This window comes from Burkholderia sp. KL41 (assembly GCF_057005415.2).
Genome location: NZ_CM174447.1, coordinates 2,849,780 through 2,871,382 on the forward strand (window position 1 = coordinate 2,849,780; position 21,603 = coordinate 2,871,382).

Genomic DNA, 21,603 nt, shown 5'->3' on the forward strand with positions numbered 1-21,603 from the left:
CACGCCGGCAGTCACACCCATAACAAACCGAGGGGCCGACCCATGCATCTCCCGTTCATCGACGCGTCGCGCAACGCGACCGCGACGCGGCGCACGCGCGGTTGGCGCGACGCAATTGCGTTCGCACTGCTCGCCGTCACCGCGTTCGCCTTTTCGCCAATGAGTGCGGCAAGCGCGGCAAGCGCCGACGATACGGTCGAGATCCCGTTCTGGTCGCGCGACTGGGTCGGCACGATCGGCAACCGGCATGTCGAAGTCTCGCTGTCGCGCGTGGCCGGCACGGTATCGGGCTCGTACTGCTACGCGCCCTGCACGTCCGACAAACGTTACAGGCTCGCACTGAAGGGGACGCTCGATGCGCACGGCGCCACGCTGTCGGAACGCGACAGCGGCGCGAAAGCCGACGCCGATCGCGTAACGGGCACGTGGCGCGTTGCATCGCTCGACAATGCGGTGGCCGGCACGTGGGCGTCGCCGGACGGCAAACGCACGCTGCCCGTCTCGCTCGCAACGAAACAGGACGGCAGGCCGTTCCCTTACGACATCCGCCTCGTCGCGGACAAACTGCCGGACGACGACGGTTCGTGCAACGACCCGCCGCACGTCGCCGCGATCCGCCTGTACGATCGCGGCCGCCTCGTGCAGACGCTGCAGACCGATTCACGCGGCACCTGCGGCCTGTTCACGCCCGATTTCGCCGACGTGAATTTCGACGGCTGGCCCGACCTGATGCTCGCGCAATCGATGGGCGCGAGCCCGAACATGCCATACCAGACGTGGATCTTCGACCCGAAGACGCGGCGCTTCGTCGACGCGCCGCAGGGGCTGCAGGGCATCACGTCGCCGGAGTTCGATGCCGTGCACCGGATCATCTGGACGAGCTGGCGCGCGAGCTGCTGCGAGCACGGCGTGACGACCTACCGCTGGCAGGGCAACGACGTGAAGGAGGCCGACTCCGCCAGCAGCTACCTGCTGCCGGTGCTCGACGGGAACACGCGCCGCTATTGCTACGTCACGCCCGGCTACGGCGACGGCTACATCGAGTTTCCGCAGCGCATCGAGCAGACCGGCACGGGGCTGCGCTCGACGCTGGGCGCGCTGAAAGACTGCGAGGCGGACGCGTCACCGTGGATGGCGCGCGTGTACATCGGCATCTGGAAGCCGGGCGCGCCCGGCCACGCGCCGACGCTCGTCCGCACCGAAAAAGTCGCGTGGAAGCGCACGCCGACCCGTGCCGGCATGAAGTTCTGCCCCGACGTGCCGTTCTACGACAACGGCCGCATCCGCCGCATCGTGCTGCGCGACGATCCCGACCAGTGCAACGACAGGAATCCCGACCAGAACTAGTGCGCGAGTCGACCGCACGCGCGTGCCGCCCTCACGTCACGCGCCGACGATCGAGATCGAGAACCCGTCCCAGCCCTTCTGCCCGACCGTCTGCACGGCCGTCGTGGTGACGTGCGGCGCGGCCGCGAGACGCGCGAACCCGTCGCGCACACCGGCCACGTCGGGCTCCTGATTGTCGGGATCGGCCACGCGCCCGCCACGCACGACGTTGTCGACGACGATCACCGTGCCGGGCCGCGACAGCTTCAGCGCCGCGTCGAGATAGACCGGGTTGTTGTCCTTGTCGGCATCGATGAAGATGAAATCGAACGGCGCTTCGCCCGCGTCGACGAGCCGCGCGAGGCTGTCCGTCGCGCTGCCGACCACCACCGTCACGACTTCCGCGAACCCGGCACGCGCGATGTTCCGCGTCGCGACCTTCGCATGTTCGGGGTTCAGCTCGAGCGTCACGAGCGTGCCGCCCGGCGGCAATGCGCGCGCGAGCCAGATCGTGCTGTAACCGCCGAGCGTGCCGACCTCGAGGATCCGCCGCGCGCCGCAGATCGTCGCGAGCAGTTGCAGCAGCTTGCCCTGGTTCGGCGCGACGTTGATCGCGGGCAGCCCGGCCGCGTCGCTCGCCGCCAGCGCGGCGTCGAGCGCGTCGTCGGACGGCACGAGCGTCGCGGAGAAATACGCATCCACCTGGTTCCAGTGCTCCTGATTCATCGCGCACCCCTTGTTTGCGGAAAGGGCATTCTATGCGCCGCGCCGCCATAAGCAACAAACCATTCGTTCTAAGGGCCGCCGCGCACGTGCTCCTATAATCGCTCGACCACCACAACAACAGACGGAGCACCCATGACCGATCAGGCCTCTTCGAACTGGCGCCTCGAAACCATCGCCGTGCACGGCGGTTATCGTCCCGACCCGACCACGCGCGCGGTCGCCGTACCGATCTACCAGACCGTTGCGTACGCATTCGACGACACGCAGCACGGCGCCGACCTGTTCGACCTGAAGGTGCAGGGCAACATCTACACGCGGATCATGAACCCGACGACGGACGTACTCGAGCAGCGTATCGCCGCGCTCGAGGGCGGCGTCGGCGCGCTCGCGCTCGCATCGGGACAATCGGCCGTCACGTACGCGATCCAGACGATCGCCGAGGCCGGCGACAACATCGTGTCCGCGAGTTCGCTGTACGGCGGCACCTACAACCTGTTCGCGCATACGCTGCCGCAATACGGGATCACGACGCGCTTCGCCGATCCGCGCGACCCCGCGTCGTTCGAGCCGCTGATCGACGCGCGCACGAAGGCGATCTTCGCGGAATCGGTCGGCAACCCGCTCGGCAACGTCACCGACATCGCCGCGCTCGCGGAAGTCGCGCATCGCCACGGCATCCCGCTGATCGTCGACAACACGGTGCCGTCGCCGTATCTGCTGCGCCCGTTCGAGCACGGCGCGGACATCGTCGTGCATTCGCTGACGAAGTATCTCGGCGGGCACGGCACGAGCCTGGGCGGCGCGATCGTCGATTCGGGCAAGTTCCCGTGGGCCGAGCATGCGGATCGCTTCAAGCGGCTGAACGAGCCCGACGTCAGCTATCACGGCGTCGTCTACACGGAAGCGTTCGGGCCGGCCGCCTATATCGGCCGCGCGCGCGTGGTGCCGCTGCGCAACATGGGCGCAGCCATCTCGCCGTTCAATGCCTTCCAGATCCTGCAGGGCATCGAAACGCTGGCGCTGCGTGTCGAGCGGATCAGCGACAACGCGCTGAAGATCGCGCAGCATCTCGCGCGTCACGAGCAGGTCGAATGGGTGAACTATGCGGGCCTGCCCGACCACCCCGACCATCCGCTCGTCGCGCGCTACCTGTCGGGCCGTGCGCCGGGCATCCTGACGTTCGGCGTGAAGGGCGGCCGCGACGGTGGAGCGAAGTTCCAGGACGCGCTGAAGCTGTTCACGCGGCTCGTCAACATCGGCGACACGAAATCGCTCGCAACGCACCCGGCATCGACGACGCACCGGCAACTGTCGCCGGCCGAACTCGCGAAGGCCGGCGTGAAGGAAGAAACGGTGCGGCTGTCGATCGGCATCGAACATATCGACGACCTGCTCGCCGATCTCGACCAGGCGCTCGCGCAGGTGTGACCGGCACGGGCGCGCCGGCTTGCCGGTGTGCCCTGCATCGAATGTGTTGACCTTGAAGCGGCTTCAGGGTGTTCAATCCCCGGTTGATGCCGGGGCAACGCCCGGCGTGCATGAACCATACCCTGCGGCCGGGCAGCCGGACGCCGAGCCCGCTGCGGTACGCCAACCGTTCGAGAGGCCTCATGACACCGACCGCGAAGCTTGCGCTACTGACGTTACCGCCCGTGCTGGCGGCCTGTTTCGGCGCACTCGCCGCCGCGTGGCGCGCTCCCGGCCCGACCACGTCGAGCGTCATCCAGCATTTCACCGGCGGCATCGTGTTCGCGGCCGCGGCGCTCGAACTGCTGCCGCAAGATCGCGCGCATGCGCTGTTTCCGGTCGTCGTCGGCTTCGTGCTCGGCATCGCGCTGATGCTCGCGATCCGTGCGTTGTCCGGCGCGATCGAGACGCGCTTCGAGGACGCGCGGCTACCCGTGAGCCTCGTCATCGTCACCGCGATCGACCTCGTCATCGACGGCCTCGTGCTCGGCATCGCCTTCTCCGCGAGCACCGAAAGCGGCATCATCCTGACCGTCGCGCTGACGCTCGAGGTGCTGTTCCTCGCGCTGTCGGTCAGCGCCGCGCTCGCGGCCGCCGGCATCGGCCGCATGCTGTCGATCGTCGTGCCGGTCGGGCTCGCGGCACTGCTGAGCATCGCGGCCGTTGCCGGCAACGCGGCGTTCGCAGGGCTTCCCGCCAATATCTACGCGGCGCTGCTCGGGCTCGGCACCGTCGCGCTGCTGTACCTCGTCACCGAGGAACTGCTGGTCGAAGCGCATGAGGTGCCCGAAACGCCGTTTGCGACGGCCGCGTTCTTCATCGGCTTCATCGTGTTCTTCCTGATCGAAGGATCGGTGAAGGCCGGATAAGCCGGGCGCGGCCGCGCGCCGCTTACCACGTCGTCGCGCCCGTCGGATACGTATCGACGATGCGCGTGCCGTTGACCGGCGTCACGCCTTCGTCGCGCAGCGCGGCCCACAGATCGATCGCGTGTTCGCGCGACTTGCGGCTGCCGTCGTCGGTCAGCACGTTCAGTGCGATCACCTCGTCGCGGGTCGTCAGTTGCAGTTGCTCCTTCAGCTTGCGTGACTGATGCGACGCGGTGCGGATGTCGCCGAGCAGGATCCGCTTCTCCGCGACATCCTGCCCGCCGCCTGCATCGGCCGGCACGAACGTCAGCCGTCCGTTTCCGACTTCGCATTGCCCGCGCGTGAACGTCGCGCTCCATTCGCCGGCCGGCACGGTCGCGAGCTCGCAGCGCATCCGCTCGTTCGCGCGGCGGCCGACCTCGTGCGCCGACGCATGCGACAGCGCGCGTTCCGGCCAGCCGGCCGCCATCGCAGCCGTCGACATCAGGCACGCCGCAAGCACGATTCCTTTCGCGAAATGGCGCATGGCACTCTCCTTTTCGTGTGGGGTGCGGCCGGCGGGCACCGTGCCGGCCGGCCGCGCATGAACGATCAACGAACCGCAAGACGGTTGTCGTGCGCATCGACCAGCGGCGCCGCCTCGCCGCGATGTACCGTCGCACGATGGATTTCCTGGTTGCGCGCGACGGTGGCCGGGCTCGCCGGGTAGTCGTGGTTCGGGCTCGGGATCACGCCGTCGTGGCGGGCACGCACCAGTTCCTGACGGACTTCCTGACGGGTCTTCTGCTGCGCGGCCGCGGCCTGCGAGATGGCCGCAATCGACAGGACGGCGGCGGCGACGACGACCATCGGTCGCGGAATGTTCATGTGGCTCGCTCCTTGCGGGAAAGATGTGACAGGCGCCTTCACTTTGATCCGGCGGCGGTGCGCAATCGTGATCGCAGCATGACGGTTTCGTCACTGCCCCGGCCTCTCCTGTATCGCACTCCCAATGAAAACGGGTCGCAAGTTTCCAGGCCGATGACGCGGCGATGACATTTTTCTCATTTGTCCCTCACCTTCACGATCCGAACGCTTTCCAGAATCGGCAGCGCGATTGCGACATTCCGCGCCTGCCGCACCAACGCGCGGCGCCGGAATCGACCGATGCACGGATCGATCCTCTTGAACCTCAGGGACACACCATGAAAACTCCAGTTCGGCTCGCGATGATGTCGGGTGCGATGCTCACGGCCGCCCACGCGGCACACGCGTCGGAAGTCACGCTGTACGGCCTGTTCGATACGTCGTTGACCTACGTGTGGAATGCCGACGCGAACGGCAGGAATCTCGTCGGCCTCGGCAACGGCAACCTGCTCGGCAACCGCTTCGGCGTGAAGGGCGCGGAAGATCTCGGCGGCGGGCTGAAAGCCGTCTTCACCCTGGAAAACGGCTTCAACCCGAACACCGGCGCGCTCGGGCAAGGCAATCGCATGTTCGGCCGGCAGGCTTTCGTCGGCCTAGAAAGCGCGCGCTGGGGCACGCTGACGCTCGGCCGCCAGTACGACGCGCTCGCGGATGTCGCGTGGCCGGTTACCGGCGACTTCTACTTCGGCAGCGTCTATGCGACACCCGGCGACGTCGACAACTACGACACGTCGTCGCGCACCGACAACGCGGTGAAATACACGTCTCCGGTGATCAACGGATTCCAGTTCGTCGGCATGTACGCGCTCGGCGGCGTGGCCGGCAAGAGCGGCGCCGGGCAAACCTGGTCGGCCGGCCTGTCGTACAGCAACGGCCCGGTCGACGTGGCCGGCGGCTACTACTACGCCGCCAATCGTTCATCGCTCGCCAACGGCATCCGCACCGGCTGGAACGGTACCTCCGACGGCACGTTCGACGGGTCGCTGGTCAACGGCGGCTACCTCTCCGCGAAATCGATCGGCATCGCGCGCGGCGCGTTGCGCTACAGCTTCGCGCCGTTCGCGGTCGGCATCGACTACAGCAACGCGCAGTACAAGGCCGATGCGATGTCCGCATTTCGGAGCACGCAGAAGTACGACACCGCGCGCGGCTTCTTCAACTACCAGGCGACACCCAGCCTGCTCGTCGGCGTCGGCTACAGCTACACGCGCGCCCGCGGCGATACGGGCGCGACCTATCATCAGGTGTCCGCCGGCGCCGATTACGTGCTGTCGAAGCGCACCGATCTCTACGCGGTCGGTGCGTGGCAGCGCGCGAACGGCGAACAGCGCACGCTCGACGGCGGCACGCAAACGGCGCAGGCGTCGATCGGTTCCTATGGTTATGACGGAACGCGCACGCAGGGCATCGTCAATCTCGGATTGCGCCACCGGTTCTGATCGCGGCGGCAATACGCGCGCCGCGTGACGAAAATTTCATGTTCCGATCAGGTTCGCGAAGCGTCGCTTCGCTACGATCGGAAACGTGACGGGCAGCGCCCGTTCCAGACCACGCAAGCGGGTCGCTGCCGCACGGCACGTCACGCGTTAGGCCCGGACTCGTCGAGTGCCGGGCTTCTTTTTGTTCGTCGCGAATCGACACCCTGTGTGTTCGGCGACGAACCCTCGACCGACCGCGCGCTGTCCCGGACGACTCCCGCCGCATCCCCGGCAATCCGAGACCGCGCAATCGCGTGCAGTGCGATCGAGGTCAACGCGTGCCGCTGCGCTGCGGGAACAGGCACACGTGCGTCTTGACGTGCAGGTTCGGATTGCCGCAGCGATGCCCCGCATAGTCGATCTGCTCACCGGGCATGAGGTCGGCCGGCAGCGGCTTGCGCGCGGCGGCCGGCGTGGTCGATGTGGCCGATACGTTGGGTGTTGGGCCGGAGCGCGTCGATGTGCAACCCGCGAACAACGGGACGATCAGGACTGCGATCAAGGCGAAGCGAACGGCGGGACGATGCAATTTTCGGTCCGGGGTGAAAGTCGGAAAGGGCCGCCCGCATTCCATGCTGCTGTCGCGGACGGCGCGAATGCCGTCGGCCAGGTCGACCATCGGCAGGCTTCATGTTCCGCTTCCCGCTCATCGCGCCCATGACGCGAACATGACGATTGCTTCATGTCGGCCGCAGCCGAACGGCACATCCCGGCATCACGCAATCTGACGCATTTTTCATCTCGCGATCACGATCACGCACGGCTGCTTTCGCATACTGGGTCCATGGTTCGCCACCCGGCGGCCCTGATCAAGGAGAGCACTCAATGAAAACCGCACAACTCGCAGCACTGTTCGTCACCGCCACGCTGTCGCTCGGCATGGCCACACAGGCCGCGTCCGCGCAGACGCAAACGCAGGGCAAGACCCGCACGCAGGTCGTCAATGAACTGAAGCAGGCGCAGCACGACGGCGTCGTGCCGACGAGCAAGACGCAGTACCCGCCGAGCAGCGAGCTCATCGCGCGCAACAAGGAGCTTCACGGGATTTCGGTGCATGGCGGCGAGAAGAAGCCGCAGACCGACAACCACGACGAACTGACCGCGCGGCAATGACGCCCGGCCGCACGATCGCGGGCAGCGCGCCACGCGCGGCCGCCTCATGGCGAACGCGCGGGCGTGCCCGCCCGCGGTGTCAGGCGCTGGCGGCCGCCAGCCGCTTCGGTTCGGCCGGCTGGTGCGGAAAGCGCAGCCAGAACGTCGTGCGCCGGCCCGGATCGCTGTCGACGCCGCATTCGCCGCCGTGATTGTCCATGATCGACCGGACGATCGCGAGGCCGAGCCCGGTACCCGACGCCGAATTGTGCCGCGACGGATCGACGCGATAGAAGCGCTCGAAAATCCGCCCGACATGCTCGGCGGCAATGCCGGGCCCCGTGTCCGACACGGCGATCGTCGTCGCACCGCCCTGCTCCGCGCAGTCGATCGTCACGACGCTGCCGCGCGGCGCGTACCGCAGCGCATTGGACAGCAGGTTGCTCAGCGCGCGCTGGTACAGCGTCAGGTCCGCATCGACCCACGCGTGACCGTCGACCTTCACCTGCACGCCCGCATCCTCCGCGAGCGCCTCGTAATAGCCGGCCACGCGCCCGGCCTCCTCCGCCGCATTCAATCGCCGCACGTCGATCGACGTGCCGGCCTGTTCCGAGCGCGCGAGAAACAGCATGTCCTCGATCATCCGCGACAGCCGCTGGTATTCGTCGATGCTCGACTCGATCACGTTCCGGTATTCATCCGCGCTGCGCGGCTGCGACAGCACGACCTGTGCGGCCGCCTGCAGGTTCGTGAGCGGCGTGCGCATGTCGTGCGCGAGATTCGACGAGAACTGGCTCAGCCGCGTGAACGATTCGTTCAGCCGCCCGAGCATCCCGTTGAACGCGTGCTCGAGTTCCTTCAGCTCGCCCGCGGTATCGAGTTCCGGCAGCGGATGGGCGAGCCGGCTCGTCGACATCTGCTCGGCGCGCGCCGCGAACCGCCGCAGCGGGCTCAAGCCCAGCGCCGCGATGCCGTACGCAATCGCGGCCGCGAGCACCACGCCGAACACCTCGATCACGACGATCGTATAAGCGTGCGTGCGCAGCAGCAGCACGTCGGCGCTGCGGTCGTACTGCACCGCGACGCGTACCACCGGCGCGCCTGCGCCGGCGAGCGGCACGGTCGTCACGAGATACTGCTGCCGCGCGCCGGGCGACGCGACGCCGACCGGCACGCGCCCCGCGTCGAGCGTCAGCAGCGGTGCAACCAGGCGGAATCCGGGTGTGCCGACGAGGCGCGTGCCCGTCGCGTCGTAGATCGCGAGATCCATGTTCGGATGGCCGTGCAACTGGTCGATCCAGATATCGACGTTGCGCGTGACGTCCGCCGTCGAGCGCGCTTCGGCCAGGTGCGCGCCCAGCGCGGCGGAAATCCCGGCCATCTGCTCGGCGGCCGTCGTTTCGACGCGATTGCTGAGCGCCTCGTAAAGCGCGACACCACTCGACGCGAGGATCACCGACGTCGACAGGATGATCAGCGCGGTCAGGCGTCCGCGCAGCGTACGCGGCAGCAGTCGCGCGATCATGCGGCCGCGCCGCCGCGCGCTTCGAGCACGTAGCCCATCCCGCGCACGGTGTGGATCAGCTTCGGGTCGTACGCGTCGTCGATCTTCGAGCGCAGGCGCCGGATCGCCGAATCGACGACGTTCGTGTCGCTGTTGAAATTCATGTCCCACACCTGCGACGCGATCGTCGCGCGCGGCAGGATTTCGCCTTCGCGGCGCATCAGCAGCCACAGCAGCGCGAATTCCTTCGCGGTCAGCAGGATCGTGTCGCCCTGCCGCGTGGCCTTGCGGCGCGTCAGGTCGAGTTCGAGGTCGGCCACGCGCAGCGTGTTCGAATCGCGCGGCTGGCCGCGCCGCAGGATCGACTTGATGCGCGCGGTCAGCTCGACGAAGTCGAACGGCTTCGCGAGATAGTCGTCGGCGCCGAGCTCGAGTCCCTTCACGCGGTCGCCGACATCGTCGCGCGCGGTCAGGAACAGCACCGGCGTCGACTTGCTGCGCCGCAGGTTCTGCAGCAGCGTCCAGCCGTCCTGCCCGGGCAGCATCACGTCGAGCACGAGCAGGTCGTATTCCTCGGTCTCGGCCTGGTGCTGGCCCGTGATGCCGTCCTCGACCCAGTCGACGACATAACCTGCTTCCGTCAGGCCCTTGCGCAGATATGCGCCCGTCTTCGGTTCATCTTCGACAATCAGAATTCGCATCACGCATTACCCTTGAAGAAACCCAGCCGGCGCAGCACGCCCGACACGAAGCCGCCGCCGAAGCCGCCCGCCAGCGCGGCACGCCACGACACCGCATGGCTGACGCGGTACAGCACGGGCAGCACCAGCAGCGTCAGCGCCGTGGACGACAGGATACCGCCGATCACGACCGTCGCGAGCGGGCGCTGTACCTCGGCGCCCGTGCCGGTCGCGAACGCCATCGGCAGGAAACCGAGCGACGCGACAAGCGCCGTCATCAGCACCGGCCGCAGCCGCGTAAGCGCGCCTTCGCGCACGGCGGCCTCGAGCGGCGTCCCTTCGTCGCGCAGGTTGCGGATGAACGAGATCATCACGAGCCCGTTGAGCACGGCCACGCCCGACAGCGCGATGAAGCCGACCGCCGCCGTGATCGACAGCGGAATCCCGCGCAGCCACAGCGACACGACGCCGCCGCTCAACGCGAACGGAATGCCGGTGAACACGAGCAGCCCGTCCTTCACGTTGTTGAACATCACGAACAGCAGCACGAACACCATGAACAGCGCGAGCGGCACGACGAGCTTCAGGCGCTCGCTCGCACTCTGCAGCTGCTCGAACTGCCCGCCCCACGACACCCAGTAGCCGGCCGGCACGCGCACGTCCTGCTGAAGCTGCTCGCGCGCGTCGGCGACGAACGAGCCGACGTCGCGCCCGCGCACGTTCGCGCTGACGACCACCCGCCGCTTGCCGTCTTCGCGGCTGATCTGGTTCGGGCCCGGTGCGACGTCGATCGTCGCGAGCTCCGCGAGCGGCACGTACGGCGCCGCCGCGAGCGGCGCGCTGGCGCCGGCCGCCGGCGCGGGCAATGCGATCGGCAGCCGCTTGATCGCCTCGATGTCCGAGCGCAGCTCGTCGGGCAGCCGCACGACGATGTCGAAACGGCGGTCGCCCTGGAACAGCGTGCCGGCCTTCTGCCCGCCGACGGCCGCGGCCACCGTATCCTGCAGGTCGGCCACGCTCACGCCGTAGCGCGCGAGCTTGTCGCGGTCGAGATTGACGGTCAGCACGGGCAGCCCCGTGGTCTGCTCGACCTTCACTTCGGACGCGCCCGGCACCTTCTGCAATGCCGCCGCGATCTGCTCGCCGGTCTGGTTCAGCACGGCCATGTCGTCGCCGAAGATCTTCACGGCGACGTCGCTGCGCACGCCCGAGATCAGTTCGTTGAAGCGCAGCTGGATCGGCTGCGAGAACTCGTACGCGTTGCCCGGCAGCTCGGCGAGCGCTTCCTCGATCTCCCGCACGAGCTGGTCGCGCGGCTTCTTCGGGTCGGGCCACCGGTCGGCGGGCTTCAGCATGATGTAGCCGTCCGACAGGTTCGGCGGCATCGGGTCGGCCGCGATCTCGGCCGTGCCGGTGCGCGCGAACACGCGCTCGATCTCGGGGAAGCGCGCCTTCAGCGTCTTCTCGATCGACTTCTGCATCTCGACCGACTGCGACAGGCTCGTGCCGGGAATCCGCAGCGCGGCGACCGCCAGGTCGCCTTCGTTCAGGCTCGGGATGAACTCGCTGCCGAGCCGCGTGGCCAGCCCGAGCGTGACGAGCACGATCGCGCCCGCGCCGAGCATCACGCGCACCGGTCGCGTCATGAATGCCGCGAGGACCGGCTCGTATGCGCGCCGCGCCCAGCCCATCAGCCGGTTCTCCTTCTCCTCGACGCGCTCGCCGATGAACAGCGCGACGGCCGCCGGAATGAACGTGACGGTCAGCACCATCGCGGCTGCGAGCGCCATCACGACGGTAATGGCCATCGGATGGAACATCTTGCCTTCGACACCGGTCAGCGCAAAGATCGGCAGGTACACGACCATGATGATCAGTTGCCCGAAGATCAGCGCGCGCCGCGCTTCCTGCGACGCGCCGAACACCTCCGCGAAACGCTCGTCGCGCGTGAGCGGCCGGCCGGCGGCGGCCTGCGCATGCGCGAGCCGCCGCACGCAGTTCTCGACGATCACCACCGCGCCGTCGACGATGATCCCGAAGTCGAGCGCGCCGAGGCTCATCAGGTTCGCACTCACCTTCGCGTTGACCATCCCGGTGAAGGTCATCAGCATCGACAGCGGGATCACGAGCGCGGTGATCAGCGCCGCGCGCATGTTGCCGAGGAACAGGAACAGCACGGCGATCACGAGGATCGCGCCTTCGAGCAGGTTCTTCTTCACCGTCGCGACGGCCTTCTCGACGAGCACCGTGCGGTCGTACACGGGAATCGCCTTCACGCCGGACGGCAGCGTGCGGTTCACGTCCGCCATCTTCGCGGCGACGGCCTTCGCGACCGTGCGGCTGTTCTCGCCCATCAGCATGAAGACCGTGCCGAGCACGACTTCCTCGCCGTTCGACGTCGCGGCGCCGGTGCGCAGTTCGCGGCCGATGTCGACCACGCCGACGTCCTTCATCCGCACCGGCACGCCACCGACGTTGGTCAGCACGATGTTCGCGATGTCGTCGACCGTGCGCGCCTGGCCCGGCACACGCACGAGATACTGCTCGCCGCGCTTCTCGATGTAGCCGGCGCCGACGTTGTCGTTGTTGCGTTCGAGCGCGCGCACGACGTCGGCGAGCGTCAGCCCGTAAGACATCAGCTTCGCCGGGTTCGGCGCGACACGGTACTCCTTCACGTAGCCGCCGATCGAGTTGACCTCGGTCACGCCGCGCACGTTCCGGAGCTGCGGCCGCACGACCCAGTCCTGCAGTTCGCGCAGGTCGGCCGCCGTATAACGCGTGCCTTCGGGCTTGCGCGCGGCGGCATCGGCCTCGACGGTCCACAGGTAGATCTCGCCGAGCCCCGTCGACGTCGGCCCCATCGCGGGCGCGATGCCGGGCGGCAGCTTGTCCTTCGCTTCCTGGATGCGCTCGTTGACGAGTTGCCGCGCGAAGTAGATGTCGGTGCCGTCCTTGAAGATCACGGTGACCTGCGACAGCCCGTAGCGCGAGATCGAGCGCGTCTGCTCGAGGCCCGGCAGCCCGGCCATCACGGTCTCGACCGGATAGGTGATGCGCTGCTCGGCCTCGAGCGGCGAATAGCCGGGCGCGGCCGTGTTGATCTGGACCTGCACGTTGGTGATGTCGGGCACCGCGTCGATCGGCAGCTTCTGGTAGCTGAACACGCCCAGTGCGGCCACGGCCGCGATCGCCAGCATCACGAGCCAGCGGTGCGCAATCGCAAAGCGGATCAGGCGTTCAAACATGACGGGGTTCCTTGAAGCGGGGCACGGTCACCCTCGACGGACGGGCCGCCCGGCCGGCCACCCGGCGGGCCGGAAATCTGGCCGGAAATCTGGCCGCGAATCTGGCCGCGAATCTGGCCACAAACCGGGCCGTGATTCGCACAACGGCGCACACGTGATGCTCATTCATGTTCCGCGCTCCCCTTGCCGAGTTCGGCCTTCAGCACGAAGCTGTTCGACGCCGCGTATTCCTGGCCCGGCTTCAGCCCCTTCAGCACTTCGGTCGCACGTTCGTCGCGCCGCCCCGTCTCGACGGCCTGCGCGACGAAGCCCTTCGGCGAACGCACGAAAACGGACGGTGCGCCGTCGACGTCCTGCAGCGCGTCGCTCGCGACCGCGAGCGGCACGCCCTGCTTGCCCGCGTCGACCGACACGTTCACGAACATCCCGGGCCGCCACACGCCGTCCGGGTTCGGCAGCACGACGCGCGCGGGCGCGGTGCGCGTCTGTTCGCCGAGCAGCGAACCCACGTACGCGATCGGGCCGCTCGAACGCGATTCGAACGCGGTCGCGACGACCGTCGCGTCGCGGCCCACCCGCACGTCGTTGAGCCGCTGCGCCGGCACGGCCATCTCGGCCCATACCGTCGACAGGTCGGAGATCACGAACATGCTGGCATCGGCGGCGATCGCTTCGCCGGGCGTCGCATGCTTCTCGACGATCGTGCCCGCGAACGGCGCACGCAGTTCGTAGCGGTTCAGCGCGCCCGCGCCGGCGGGCGCATTCAGCGCGGCGAGCTTCTGCCGCGCGTTCTGCACGGCGATCTCGGCTTCGCGCAACTGCACCTGCGCCTGCTGGTAGTCCTGCTCGGCCGAAATACGCTCCTGCCACAGCGTGCGTTCGCGCTCGTAGGTCGCGCGTGCGCCCGACAACCGGCGTTCGGCCGTCAGCAGCTCGCTGCGCCGGTCGGCAAGATCGGTGCTCGCGATCACGGCCAGCACCTGCCCCTTCGCGACGTTCTGCCCGAGCGACACCGACACCTGCTCGACGATGCCGGCCACGCGCGGCACCACGTGCGCGGTGCGATCCTCGTTGAACTTGATCTCGCCCGGCAACTGGAACGGTGTCGCGATCTGCGCGGGGCCGGCCTTCGCGAGCGCGATCTTCGAGGTCGCCAGCTGCGCGTCGGTCAACGCGATCGCGCCGTCGGCGCGTGCGAACGGGAACGAGGCGGCGTCATTGCCCGCCTTCACGTCGATCGTCGCATCGAACACGTGCGGCTTGGCGATCGACTGCGCGGACACGAACTTCTGGCCGGCCGCGTCGAAACGCAACGGCTCGTGCGTGCGGTCGTAGCGGACCAGCGTGCCGGACACGGTGACGCCCTTGCCGGCCGGCTTGCCGTCGACGAACGGATACACGACGAGGCGCGCGTCGCCGGGCTTCTCCGTCATCACGATTTCGACGGACAGCTTGCCGCGCCTGAGCACGACACCGCCGCGCTCGCCGGCGGCTTCGGTGGATGAAGCAGCTTCGGGCGCCGCCGACGCGGACGTGTCGTTGCCGCCGCCGTTGCGCGTGACGCCGAGTGCGCCGAGGACGATCCCGGCGGCGCCGAGCACGACCGCCGCGATGATCAGGATTCTGCTGCGTGACATGATGATCCTTCAGGTAATGGAGGCGTCTGTTGCGCTATTGCGTGACAGATACAAACGGTGCAAGCGGCGTACCGACGAGCCGGCCGATGTCGGCACGCGCGGTATGGGCGTCGGCGAGCGCGCGCACGTATTGCGACTGGCCCTGGAACAGCGTGCGCTGTGCGTCGAGCACGTCGAGGAAGCTGAACTTCCCGAGTTCGTAGCCGCGCGACATCGCGTCGAGCGCGACGCGCGCAGCCGGCAGGATGTCGTCCTTCAGTCGCTGCGCTTCCTGCGCGGCGGCTTCGAAATTCGCGTAGGCCTGCGTGAGCTCCAGCCGCAGGCGCGTGCGTTCGCGATCGAGATCGGCGTTCGCCCGCGCGGCCTTGTGCGTCGCCTCGAGCAGCGCGCCCTTGTTCGTGTTGAACAGCGGAATCGGGATCGACACGCCGACCACGGCCTGGTTGTCCGGCACGCCGCCCGTGGTCACGCGCTTCACACCCGCGCTGATCGTCACGTCCGGAATGCGCCGCGCGCGTTCGAGCGATACGGCCGCGTTCGAGCGCAGCATCTCGGCGCGCGCGATCCGCGCGAGCGGCGCGTCGTCGAGTTGCGCGGTGAGCGCGGGCAGCGATTCGACCGGCGGCACGGCTTCGAGATCGCCGAGCACCGCCAGCCGGCCGTCGCGCGCCTCGCCCATCACCGCGTTCAGCTTCTCGCGTGCGACCTCGACACGGCCGCGCGCCGTCACGACTTCGATCTGCACGCCGGCCGCCGCCACGTGCGCCTTGGTCGCCTCGACCGGCGACACCTTGCCGGCCTGTGCACGACGGCTCGCGAGATCTGCGGAGCGTGCGGCGATCGCGGCCGATTCCTCGGTGACCTGAAGCTGGCGCTGCGCGGCGAGCAGCCCGTAGAACGCGGCGATCACGTCGGCGCGCACGACGGCGCCCTGTTCGTCGAGAGACGCATTGGCCGCTTCCCTGCCGTACGACGCGACGTCGAGCCGCGCGCCGCGCTTGCCGCCGAGTTCGATCGTCTGGTTGATCAGCGCGGTCGACGTGCGTTCGGCGCGACGGAAGCCTTCCTGCAGGAACGACACTTCCGGATTGGGACGCGCACCGGCCTGCATCAGCGCGCCGGCCGACGCATCGACGTCCGCGCGCGCGCCGCGCAGCGCCGGATTGTTCCGGGCCGCGGCCGCGAGCGCATCGGCAAGCGTCAACGAGGTGGAAGGGCGTGCGTCGGGTGGCGGTGTGGCGCTGCCGGAGGCAGCCGGAGCCGGCCCCGGCGACAGCGACGGCTGCGCATGGGCCGTCGCGGCCATCGCGAAGACGACGGCCGCGGCGAGGTTGAGCTTGAGCATGTTCGGTTCTGCGGTAACGGTTCGCGACCGATGCTACGGCCCGGCCGCAGTGCGAACATGAGACGAAGATGACATTTCCGTCATCTTGGGGGCGGCCGCGCGCGAGCGTGCTGTGCCCTGCGGGAATGGCATCCCGCGTGGACGATCAGGAGGATCGGGTGAACGTGCAGCGCGACGGCTGCGAGGAAGACTGCGGAGGGTCGGAGGATCGGGGAATCGGCGCGCGTGCGCCGAAACCCCGGCACGCGAATCAGGCTGTCCCTTGCTTCGCGCGCCGGCGCTGCACGAGCCAGTCGAGCAACTGCCGCCCGTCGCGTTCACCGAACCACCGCGCGTGCCCGATCAGATACCCGTCGTATGCGATATCGACGATGGCCGGCGCATCGATGATGCAGCCGAAATACGCCACTTCCGACAGCGCGAACTCCGTATGCACGATCGGCAGCATCGCGACCAGCGCCGCATAGGCTTCGTCGCCCAGCGGTTCGAGTGACTCATACCCGTCGAGCAGCGCGTCGATCTGCGCGTACTCGACGCGGCGCGCGTCGGCCGGTGCCATCCAGTCGACCGTATTGCGCTCGATCGCGAGCGCGAGGTCCATCACCGCGCAGGTGCGATCCGACAAACCGAAATCGAGCACCGTCCGCACCTGCGCGCCGGGCCCCGCCTCGGTCCACAACAGGTTCGACGCGTGCCAGTCGCCGTGCGTCCACAGCGGCGGCAGCGCGGGCAACAGCGGCACGAGGCGCGCGTGATACGGGCCGATCGCGTCGGCCACGTCGCCGCGCCAGTCGCGCGCGCCGAGTGCGCGCACGAGCAGCGGCTGCGCCTCGACCCAGCGTTCGAGCGCGCCCGCCAGATCGTCGGAGGACAGCACGCGGAAGCTCGACAGCAGCGTGCGCACGGGCCGCGCCGGCGCATCGTAGCCGGCCGACGCGCGATGCAGCTCGGCCAGCGCGCGACCGGCCGCGTAAGCGTGCGACGCATGCGTGAACGGCTGCCACGACATCACGCCGCGATACGGGTCGACGCCGGGCGCGAGCACATGCACTTCGTAGGTCCAGTCGCCGGACGCGAATGCGGTCGCACCGTTGCGATCCGCGAGCACGTCGACCACCGGCATGCCGCGTTCGCGCAGGTGCGCGATGAAGCGATGCTCTTCCTCGAGCCCCGCGACATCGCGCAGGCTCGCGTGATGACGCTTGACGAACAGCCCGCGCCCGTCCGCCATCCGCACGAGCACGGCCGCCGCGAACTGTCGCGGGCTGTGCCACGTGAGCCGCTCGGGCTCGCCGGCGCCGTCGATGCGCGCGAGCACCGCCGCCACCTCGTCGTGCGTCATCAGCGGCCAGTCGCGTTCGGCCTGCTCGCCGTCGACACCGAATTGCGGCGGCGCGACGTCACGCGGCAGGGCTCCGTCCGGCTCGAGTGGGAATGACATGAACGACGTTGCTCCGTAGTTGAATCGGCGCGTGAATCAGCGCGCGCCGCCGCCCGTTGCCAGCGCACCGCCGGCCGCCGCGCGCAGCGCCGCGGCCGTGCGGCTCCAGTCGCGCCAGCCGACGACGGCCAGCCCGATGAACAACGCGTAGAGGCCGGCCGTCAGATACAGTTCCTTGAACACGAACATCCCGACATACACGACGTTCACGACGATCCACAGCCCCCACGATGCGATGTAGCGCCGCGCGGTCCAGTATTGCGCGACGAGGCTGAACGCGGTCAGCGAGGCATCGACGAACGGCAGTGCCGCATCGGTCCAGCGCGCCATCATGCCGCCGAGCAGCGCGCTGCCGACGACGGCCGCGATCAGGTCGGGCAGCATCTGCATCGGCCGCACGCCCGTGACTGGCGCGACATCGCCTGCCGGCGCCGCATTGCCGTCGGCCTCGCTCGCGCGCTGCGCGAGCCAGCGTTGCCAGCCGTACACCTGCAGCACCGCGAACGCGCCTTGCAGCAGCATGTCCGAATACAGCTTCGCGTCGAAAAAGATCCAGCCGTACAACGCGACCGACACGAGCCCGACCGGCCAGCACAGCATGCGCCGCTTCGCGGTCAGCCAGATCGCGAGCGCGCTGACGATCACGCCGGCGATTTCGAGTGGGGACATCGTCTGTGCTCTCCAGGTTAGCTGCCGGGGCTGCGGGTCACGCGGCCGGTTCCGGACGGTCAGAAATCATAGGTCAACGACACGCGGGCGGTGCGCGGCGCCCCCGGGAACAGGTACGCATCGCCCTGCTGCTCGCCCGCATCGCGCCAGTAGAACTTGTTGAACAGGTTGTCCACCGACACGCGCAACACCGTGCGATGGCCGCCGATCTTCGTCGTATAACGCGCGCCGAGATTGAACACGAACCACGCCGGCACCTGCGCGGTGCCCTCCTCGTTCGCGTTGCGGGCCGCGCTGTACTCGACGCCGCCCAGCACGTTCAGCCCGGCCACGCCCGGCACCGCATAGTCCGCATACAGCGACGCGCGCAGCGCGGGCACGTTGATGACCTGGTGGCCTTCGTAGGCCGGCGAACCCGAATCGTACGCGCGCGCGCGAATCGCCGCGACGCTGGCGGTCAACCCCAGCCGCTCGGTCACGCGCCCGGCCGCGCCGAGCTCGATCCCCTGGTGCCGCTGCGTGCCGCGCTGCACGAACGTGTAGGTCGTGCCCGATGCGTCCGGATCGGCGAACTGGAACGGCTTGCTGATCGAGAACACGGCGGCCGTGAGGCTCAGCCGGTCGAGCCAGTCGTATTTCGCGCCGACTTCGATCTGGTGCGATTCGACCGGCGGCAGGAACGCATACGCGTTGGTCGCGCGCACGGGCGCCTGGTCGCCGAGCGACAGTGCCTTGCTGTACGACGCGTACAGCGACAGCACGTTCACCGGCTTGTAGACGAGCGCGACCTGCGGCAGGAACACCGAGCGGTCGGTGTGCGTCGCGTCGCCGTCGACGCTGCTCCAGCTGCGCTGGCGCAGCAGCACCTCCTTGCCGCCCGCGAGCACCTGCCAGTGTTCGCCGATGCTGATGCGGTCGAGCCCGAACACGCCGTACTGCCACGAATCGAGCTGCGGATACGACGACCCGGGCGTATTCGGCGACGGTGCAAACGTGACGTCGGGTCCGTAGATGTTCTCGCTGCCGACATAGTCGTACACGGCGGTCGCCATGTGCACGACACGGCGCTGCACGCTCACGCCGAGCGTCAGCTCGTGCCGCAGCGGCCCCGTCGCGAACTTGCCGGTCGTGACGGCACGCAGGTCGTCGTTGCGCCGGTATTCGCCGGGGCTGCGGAAGTCGTACACGTCGTAGTCGCCGTTCGCGCCGAAGAAGAACGGCGACGTCGCGCCGGCCGTGCAGCTCGCCGCGTATGAGCAGCCGTACGCGAACGCGCTGTTGTCGTCGATCATCGTGCGGCTGCGGCCGGCGGCGATATACGCCTTCCAGTCGTCGTTGAACTGGTAGTCGAAGCGCGCGTTCAGGTTCAGCGCGTCGGTCGTCACCGGCTTCGCCCACGGCTGCGTGCCGAGCGCCTTCGACGTCGTCTTGACCGACGGCACGACGGTGCCGCCGAGCAGCTGGTAGCCGGGTGCGGAACGCTGGATCCACTGCTGGAATTCGGCGTTGAACTGCAGGCTCGCGCGCGGGCTGATGTCCCAGTCGGCGGCGATCGAGCCGAACGTGCGCCGTCCGTTCGTGCCGTCGATGTAGGAGTGCATGTTCTCCTTCGCGGCATTGATCCGGAAACCGAACTGATTGTCGGGGCCGAAGCGGCGGCCGAGATCGACGGCCGCCGACGTCGAGCCGCGGCTGTCGACGCCCCCCGTCACGCTCGCGACGTTCGCCGAGCGCTTCGTCACGAAGTTGATCACCCCGCCGGGCGCGACGACGCCGCTGTCGATGCCGGCGAGCCCCTTCAGGATCTCGACGCGCTCCTTGTTCTCGAGCGGCACGTTCTGCTCGCCGGACACCGTCAGCCCGTCGATCCGGATCGCGCTCGCGAGATCGACCGGAAAGCCGCGGATCGCAAAGCCTTCGAAATAACCGACCGGCGCATAGTCGTTGACGACCGACGCGTCGTTGCGCACGACGTCGCTCAGCCGCTTCGCCTGCTGGTCGTCGAGCTGCGCGCGCGTGACGACGCTCACCGACGCCGGCGTATCGCGCAGCAGTGCGTCGTCGAGCCCCGCGACGGATGCCGTGCGTGCGCGCAGCGCGTTGCCGCGCTCGCCGCTCACCGTGATCGTCGGCAGCGTCGCGCTGCCGGCCGCGCCGGCGTCCGGCGCCGGCGTGTCGCCCTGCGCCGCAGCGGCCTGGGCCGCGAAAAGCGTGATGCCGAAGCCGACACCAAGCCCGACCTTCGCGCGCCGCCGCCGTGCGGGCGACGCTGTTGTTCTATTCACCGTCATTGCTCTGGATGGAAAACTCGCCACTCGACCCTGTCGAAACCCGTTACGAAGCTGCGAAGCGTGCCCGCGACCGGATCTGCCTCCGCCGGACGCATGCGCCGGCACGACAATCGTCAGACGAACCGGGCGAACCAGACGATCCGGCACGCAAGCGGGCCGCTCGGTCGGGAAGACGCAGGATGGGACATCGGATTCAGGTGACGCACCGGGAACCGACGCTGCCGTCGACCGGTTCGTCGGGGCGTGTCGGGCGGCCGGCTGCATCGCGCGGTCTTGTCATGCGGGGGGACGCTTCGAACGCCCCGGTACGGGCGCGACGGTCTGGTGCGCGCCGTTCGCTGGAACGGCGGCGTGCCCGTCGCGCACGACATCGCGGCGCGGCGCGCATTTTACCCCGGGCGGGGCGGGCTGCCCTGGAATCGGGCGAATCGGGCAAATCGGGTGGGCGGGGAAGGCGGGAACGGGAACCGCGCGATTCGTGCGGCAAGGCGACGGTGCCGATATGCGCATGACTGGCGTCGTGCGCGGCCACCTCGATGACCGGCACTGTCACACGCCGGTCATGCGGCCGGAAACCGGAGCGGGAACGTTCGCCCGCTCGCGATTCGGCGGCCGGTCAGAATCCCTGCATCGTCGCGGTCGGGTCGACGACCAGGTGCACGACGCCGTAGATCACCGCGCCGACGAGCAGCGCGAGCACGATCGCCACGAACGGCAGCAACGTGTAGTTGACGTTCGCGAGATCGCTCGCGTGCGCCTTGCTGTTGCGTACGCCGAAGAAACTCCACAGGACCAGCTTGATCATGCCGAGCAGTTTCATGGTTGTGCTCCTTTCATCGAATCGGTTGACGCTATCGTCGATCCGACCGGCATCCGAAAAAAGAAGCAGTTGCGCGCGCTTTTCGCGCAGCAGGCCGTCTGCGGCCG

The 21,603-nt window shown here is 68.5% G+C and carries 18 protein-coding genes; 5 read left to right on the forward strand and 13 right to left on the reverse strand.

Annotation, left to right across the window (positions count from 1 at the left end):
- Positions 1-42: 42 nt before the first annotated feature.
- Positions 43-1,347 carry an XAC2610-related protein gene (locus PQB87_RS30130; RefSeq protein ID WP_489243141.1) on the forward strand — a complete coding sequence of 435 codons (1,305 nt, stop codon included), beginning with the start codon at positions 43-45 and terminating at the stop codon, positions 1,345-1,347.
- A 36-nt stretch (positions 1,348-1,383) separates the two neighbouring features.
- Here PQB87_RS30130 and PQB87_RS30135 read toward each other — a convergent pair whose 3' ends face one another.
- Positions 1,384-2,052, reverse strand: coding sequence for an O-methyltransferase (locus PQB87_RS30135; protein WP_489243142.1), 669 nt, complete (start codon positions 2,050-2,052; stop codon positions 1,384-1,386).
- A 132-nt stretch (positions 2,053-2,184) separates the two neighbouring features.
- Here PQB87_RS30135 and PQB87_RS30140 point away from each other — a divergent pair, with 132 nt between their 5' ends.
- The gene (locus PQB87_RS30140; protein WP_489243143.1) at positions 2,185-3,480 is read left to right on the forward strand and encodes an O-acetylhomoserine aminocarboxypropyltransferase/cysteine synthase family protein; all 1,296 of its coding nucleotides are present in this window, start codon (positions 2,185-2,187) and stop codon (positions 3,478-3,480) included.
- A gap of 182 nt (positions 3,481-3,662) precedes the next feature.
- Positions 3,663-4,388: a ZIP family metal transporter gene (locus PQB87_RS30145; RefSeq protein WP_059684648.1), complete on the forward strand. Its 726-nt coding sequence runs from the start codon at positions 3,663-3,665 to the stop codon at positions 4,386-4,388.
- A 22-nt stretch (positions 4,389-4,410) separates the two neighbouring features.
- On the opposite strand, the gene PQB87_RS30150 is transcribed toward PQB87_RS30145, so the two are convergent.
- Positions 4,411-4,914 (reverse strand): hypothetical protein, encoded by a 504-nt coding sequence (locus PQB87_RS30150; RefSeq protein WP_431208475.1) that lies wholly within the window; start codon positions 4,912-4,914, stop codon positions 4,411-4,413.
- A gap of 65 nt (positions 4,915-4,979) precedes the next feature.
- Positions 4,980-5,255, reverse strand: a complete 276-nt coding sequence (locus tag PQB87_RS30155; RefSeq protein ID WP_489243144.1) for a DUF4148 domain-containing protein — start codon at positions 5,253-5,255, stop codon at positions 4,980-4,982.
- Between the two features lie 317 nt (positions 5,256-5,572).
- Here PQB87_RS30155 and PQB87_RS30160 point away from each other — a divergent pair, with 317 nt between their 5' ends.
- A complete protein-coding gene (locus PQB87_RS30160) occupies positions 5,573-6,733 on the forward strand; it encodes a porin (RefSeq protein ID WP_489243145.1) in 1,161 nt (386 codons plus the stop codon).
- Between the two features lie 310 nt (positions 6,734-7,043).
- Here PQB87_RS30160 and PQB87_RS30165 read toward each other — a convergent pair whose 3' ends face one another.
- Positions 7,044-7,391 (reverse strand): hypothetical protein, encoded by a 348-nt coding sequence (locus tag PQB87_RS30165; RefSeq protein ID WP_489243146.1) that lies wholly within the window; start codon positions 7,389-7,391, stop codon positions 7,044-7,046.
- Positions 7,392-7,597: 206 nt separating this feature from the next.
- Between PQB87_RS30165 and PQB87_RS30170 the strand changes: the two genes are divergently transcribed.
- Entirely contained in the window at positions 7,598-7,885 is a 288-nt protein-coding gene (locus PQB87_RS30170) for a DUF4148 domain-containing protein (protein ID WP_059684655.1), read from the forward strand.
- Between the two features lie 79 nt (positions 7,886-7,964).
- Here PQB87_RS30170 and PQB87_RS30175 read toward each other — a convergent pair whose 3' ends face one another.
- From PQB87_RS30175 to PQB87_RS30215, 9 genes are all read right to left on the reverse strand, one after another.
- On the reverse strand, positions 7,965-9,389 hold the full coding sequence (locus PQB87_RS30175) for a heavy metal sensor histidine kinase (RefSeq protein WP_060065162.1): 1,425 nt from the start codon (positions 9,387-9,389) through the stop codon (positions 7,965-7,967).
- On the reverse strand, positions 9,386-10,069 hold the full coding sequence (gene irlR / locus PQB87_RS30180; protein ID WP_021157388.1) for a heavy metal response regulator transcription factor IrlR: 684 nt from the start codon (positions 10,067-10,069) through the stop codon (positions 9,386-9,388). Before irlR ends, PQB87_RS30175 begins: the two co-directional genes overlap by 4 nt.
- Entirely contained in the window at positions 10,069-13,293 is a 3,225-nt protein-coding gene (locus PQB87_RS30185; protein WP_489243147.1) for an efflux RND transporter permease subunit, read from the reverse strand. The genes irlR and PQB87_RS30185 overlap by 1 nt, the downstream gene beginning before the upstream one ends.
- A 161-nt stretch (positions 13,294-13,454) precedes the next feature.
- The gene (locus PQB87_RS30190) at positions 13,455-14,930 is read right to left on the reverse strand and encodes an efflux RND transporter periplasmic adaptor subunit (protein ID WP_489243148.1); all 1,476 of its coding nucleotides are present in this window, start codon (positions 14,928-14,930) and stop codon (positions 13,455-13,457) included.
- Between the two features lie 34 nt (positions 14,931-14,964).
- Positions 14,965-16,275, reverse strand: coding sequence for a TolC family protein (locus PQB87_RS30195; protein ID WP_489243149.1), 1,311 nt, complete (start codon positions 16,273-16,275; stop codon positions 14,965-14,967).
- Positions 16,276-16,525: 250 nt separating this feature from the next.
- Positions 16,526-17,716, reverse strand: a complete 1,191-nt coding sequence (locus PQB87_RS30200; protein WP_021157392.1) for a phosphotransferase enzyme family protein — start codon at positions 17,714-17,716, stop codon at positions 16,526-16,528.
- Between the two features lie 36 nt (positions 17,717-17,752).
- Positions 17,753-18,385: a nicotinamide riboside transporter PnuC gene (gene pnuC, locus PQB87_RS30205; RefSeq protein WP_021157393.1), complete on the reverse strand. Its 633-nt coding sequence runs from the start codon at positions 18,383-18,385 to the stop codon at positions 17,753-17,755.
- Between the two features lie 59 nt (positions 18,386-18,444).
- Positions 18,445-20,676: a TonB-dependent siderophore receptor gene (locus PQB87_RS30210; RefSeq protein WP_489243150.1), complete on the reverse strand. Its 2,232-nt coding sequence runs from the start codon at positions 20,674-20,676 to the stop codon at positions 18,445-18,447.
- A gap of 616 nt (positions 20,677-21,292) precedes the next feature.
- The gene (locus PQB87_RS30215) at positions 21,293-21,496 is read right to left on the reverse strand and encodes a DUF2970 domain-containing protein (RefSeq protein ID WP_059684670.1); all 204 of its coding nucleotides are present in this window, start codon (positions 21,494-21,496) and stop codon (positions 21,293-21,295) included.
- Positions 21,497-21,603 lie beyond the last annotated feature (107 nt).

Excerpts from the sequence above, each read along its gene's own strand:
- PQB87_RS30130 (WP_489243141.1), top strand. The coding sequence starts at position 43 with ATGCATCTCCCGTTCATCGACGCGTCGCGCAACGCGACCGCGACGCGG.
- PQB87_RS30135 (WP_489243142.1), bottom strand. The coding sequence starts at position 2,052 with ATGAATCAGGAGCACTGGAACCAGGTGGATGCGTATTTCTCCGCGACG.
- PQB87_RS30140 (WP_489243143.1), top strand. The coding sequence starts at position 2,185 with ATGACCGATCAGGCCTCTTCGAACTGGCGCCTCGAAACCATCGCCGTG.
- PQB87_RS30145 (WP_059684648.1), top strand. The coding sequence starts at position 3,663 with ATGACACCGACCGCGAAGCTTGCGCTACTGACGTTACCGCCCGTGCTG.
- PQB87_RS30150 (WP_431208475.1), bottom strand. The coding sequence starts at position 4,914 with ATGCGCCATTTCGCGAAAGGAATCGTGCTTGCGGCGTGCCTGATGTCG.
- PQB87_RS30155 (WP_489243144.1), bottom strand. The coding sequence starts at position 5,255 with ATGAACATTCCGCGACCGATGGTCGTCGTCGCCGCCGCCGTCCTGTCG.
- PQB87_RS30160 (WP_489243145.1), top strand. The coding sequence starts at position 5,573 with ATGAAAACTCCAGTTCGGCTCGCGATGATGTCGGGTGCGATGCTCACG.
- PQB87_RS30165 (WP_489243146.1), bottom strand. The coding sequence starts at position 7,391 with ATGGTCGACCTGGCCGACGGCATTCGCGCCGTCCGCGACAGCAGCATG.
- PQB87_RS30170 (WP_059684655.1), top strand. The coding sequence starts at position 7,598 with ATGAAAACCGCACAACTCGCAGCACTGTTCGTCACCGCCACGCTGTCG.
- PQB87_RS30175 (WP_060065162.1), bottom strand. The coding sequence starts at position 9,389 with ATGATCGCGCGACTGCTGCCGCGTACGCTGCGCGGACGCCTGACCGCG.
- irlR (WP_021157388.1), bottom strand. The coding sequence starts at position 10,069 with ATGCGAATTCTGATTGTCGAAGATGAACCGAAGACGGGCGCATATCTG.
- PQB87_RS30185 (WP_489243147.1), bottom strand. The coding sequence starts at position 13,293 with ATGTTTGAACGCCTGATCCGCTTTGCGATTGCGCACCGCTGGCTCGTG.
- PQB87_RS30190 (WP_489243148.1), bottom strand. The coding sequence starts at position 14,930 with ATGTCACGCAGCAGAATCCTGATCATCGCGGCGGTCGTGCTCGGCGCC.
- PQB87_RS30195 (WP_489243149.1), bottom strand. The coding sequence starts at position 16,275 with ATGCTCAAGCTCAACCTCGCCGCGGCCGTCGTCTTCGCGATGGCCGCG.
- PQB87_RS30200 (WP_021157392.1), bottom strand. The coding sequence starts at position 17,716 with ATGTCATTCCCACTCGAGCCGGACGGAGCCCTGCCGCGTGACGTCGCG.
- pnuC (WP_021157393.1), bottom strand. The coding sequence starts at position 18,385 with ATGTCCCCACTCGAAATCGCCGGCGTGATCGTCAGCGCGCTCGCGATC.
- PQB87_RS30210 (WP_489243150.1), bottom strand. The coding sequence starts at position 20,676 with ATGACGGTGAATAGAACAACAGCGTCGCCCGCACGGCGGCGGCGCGCG.
- PQB87_RS30215 (WP_059684670.1), bottom strand. The coding sequence starts at position 21,496 with ATGAAACTGCTCGGCATGATCAAGCTGGTCCTGTGGAGTTTCTTCGGC.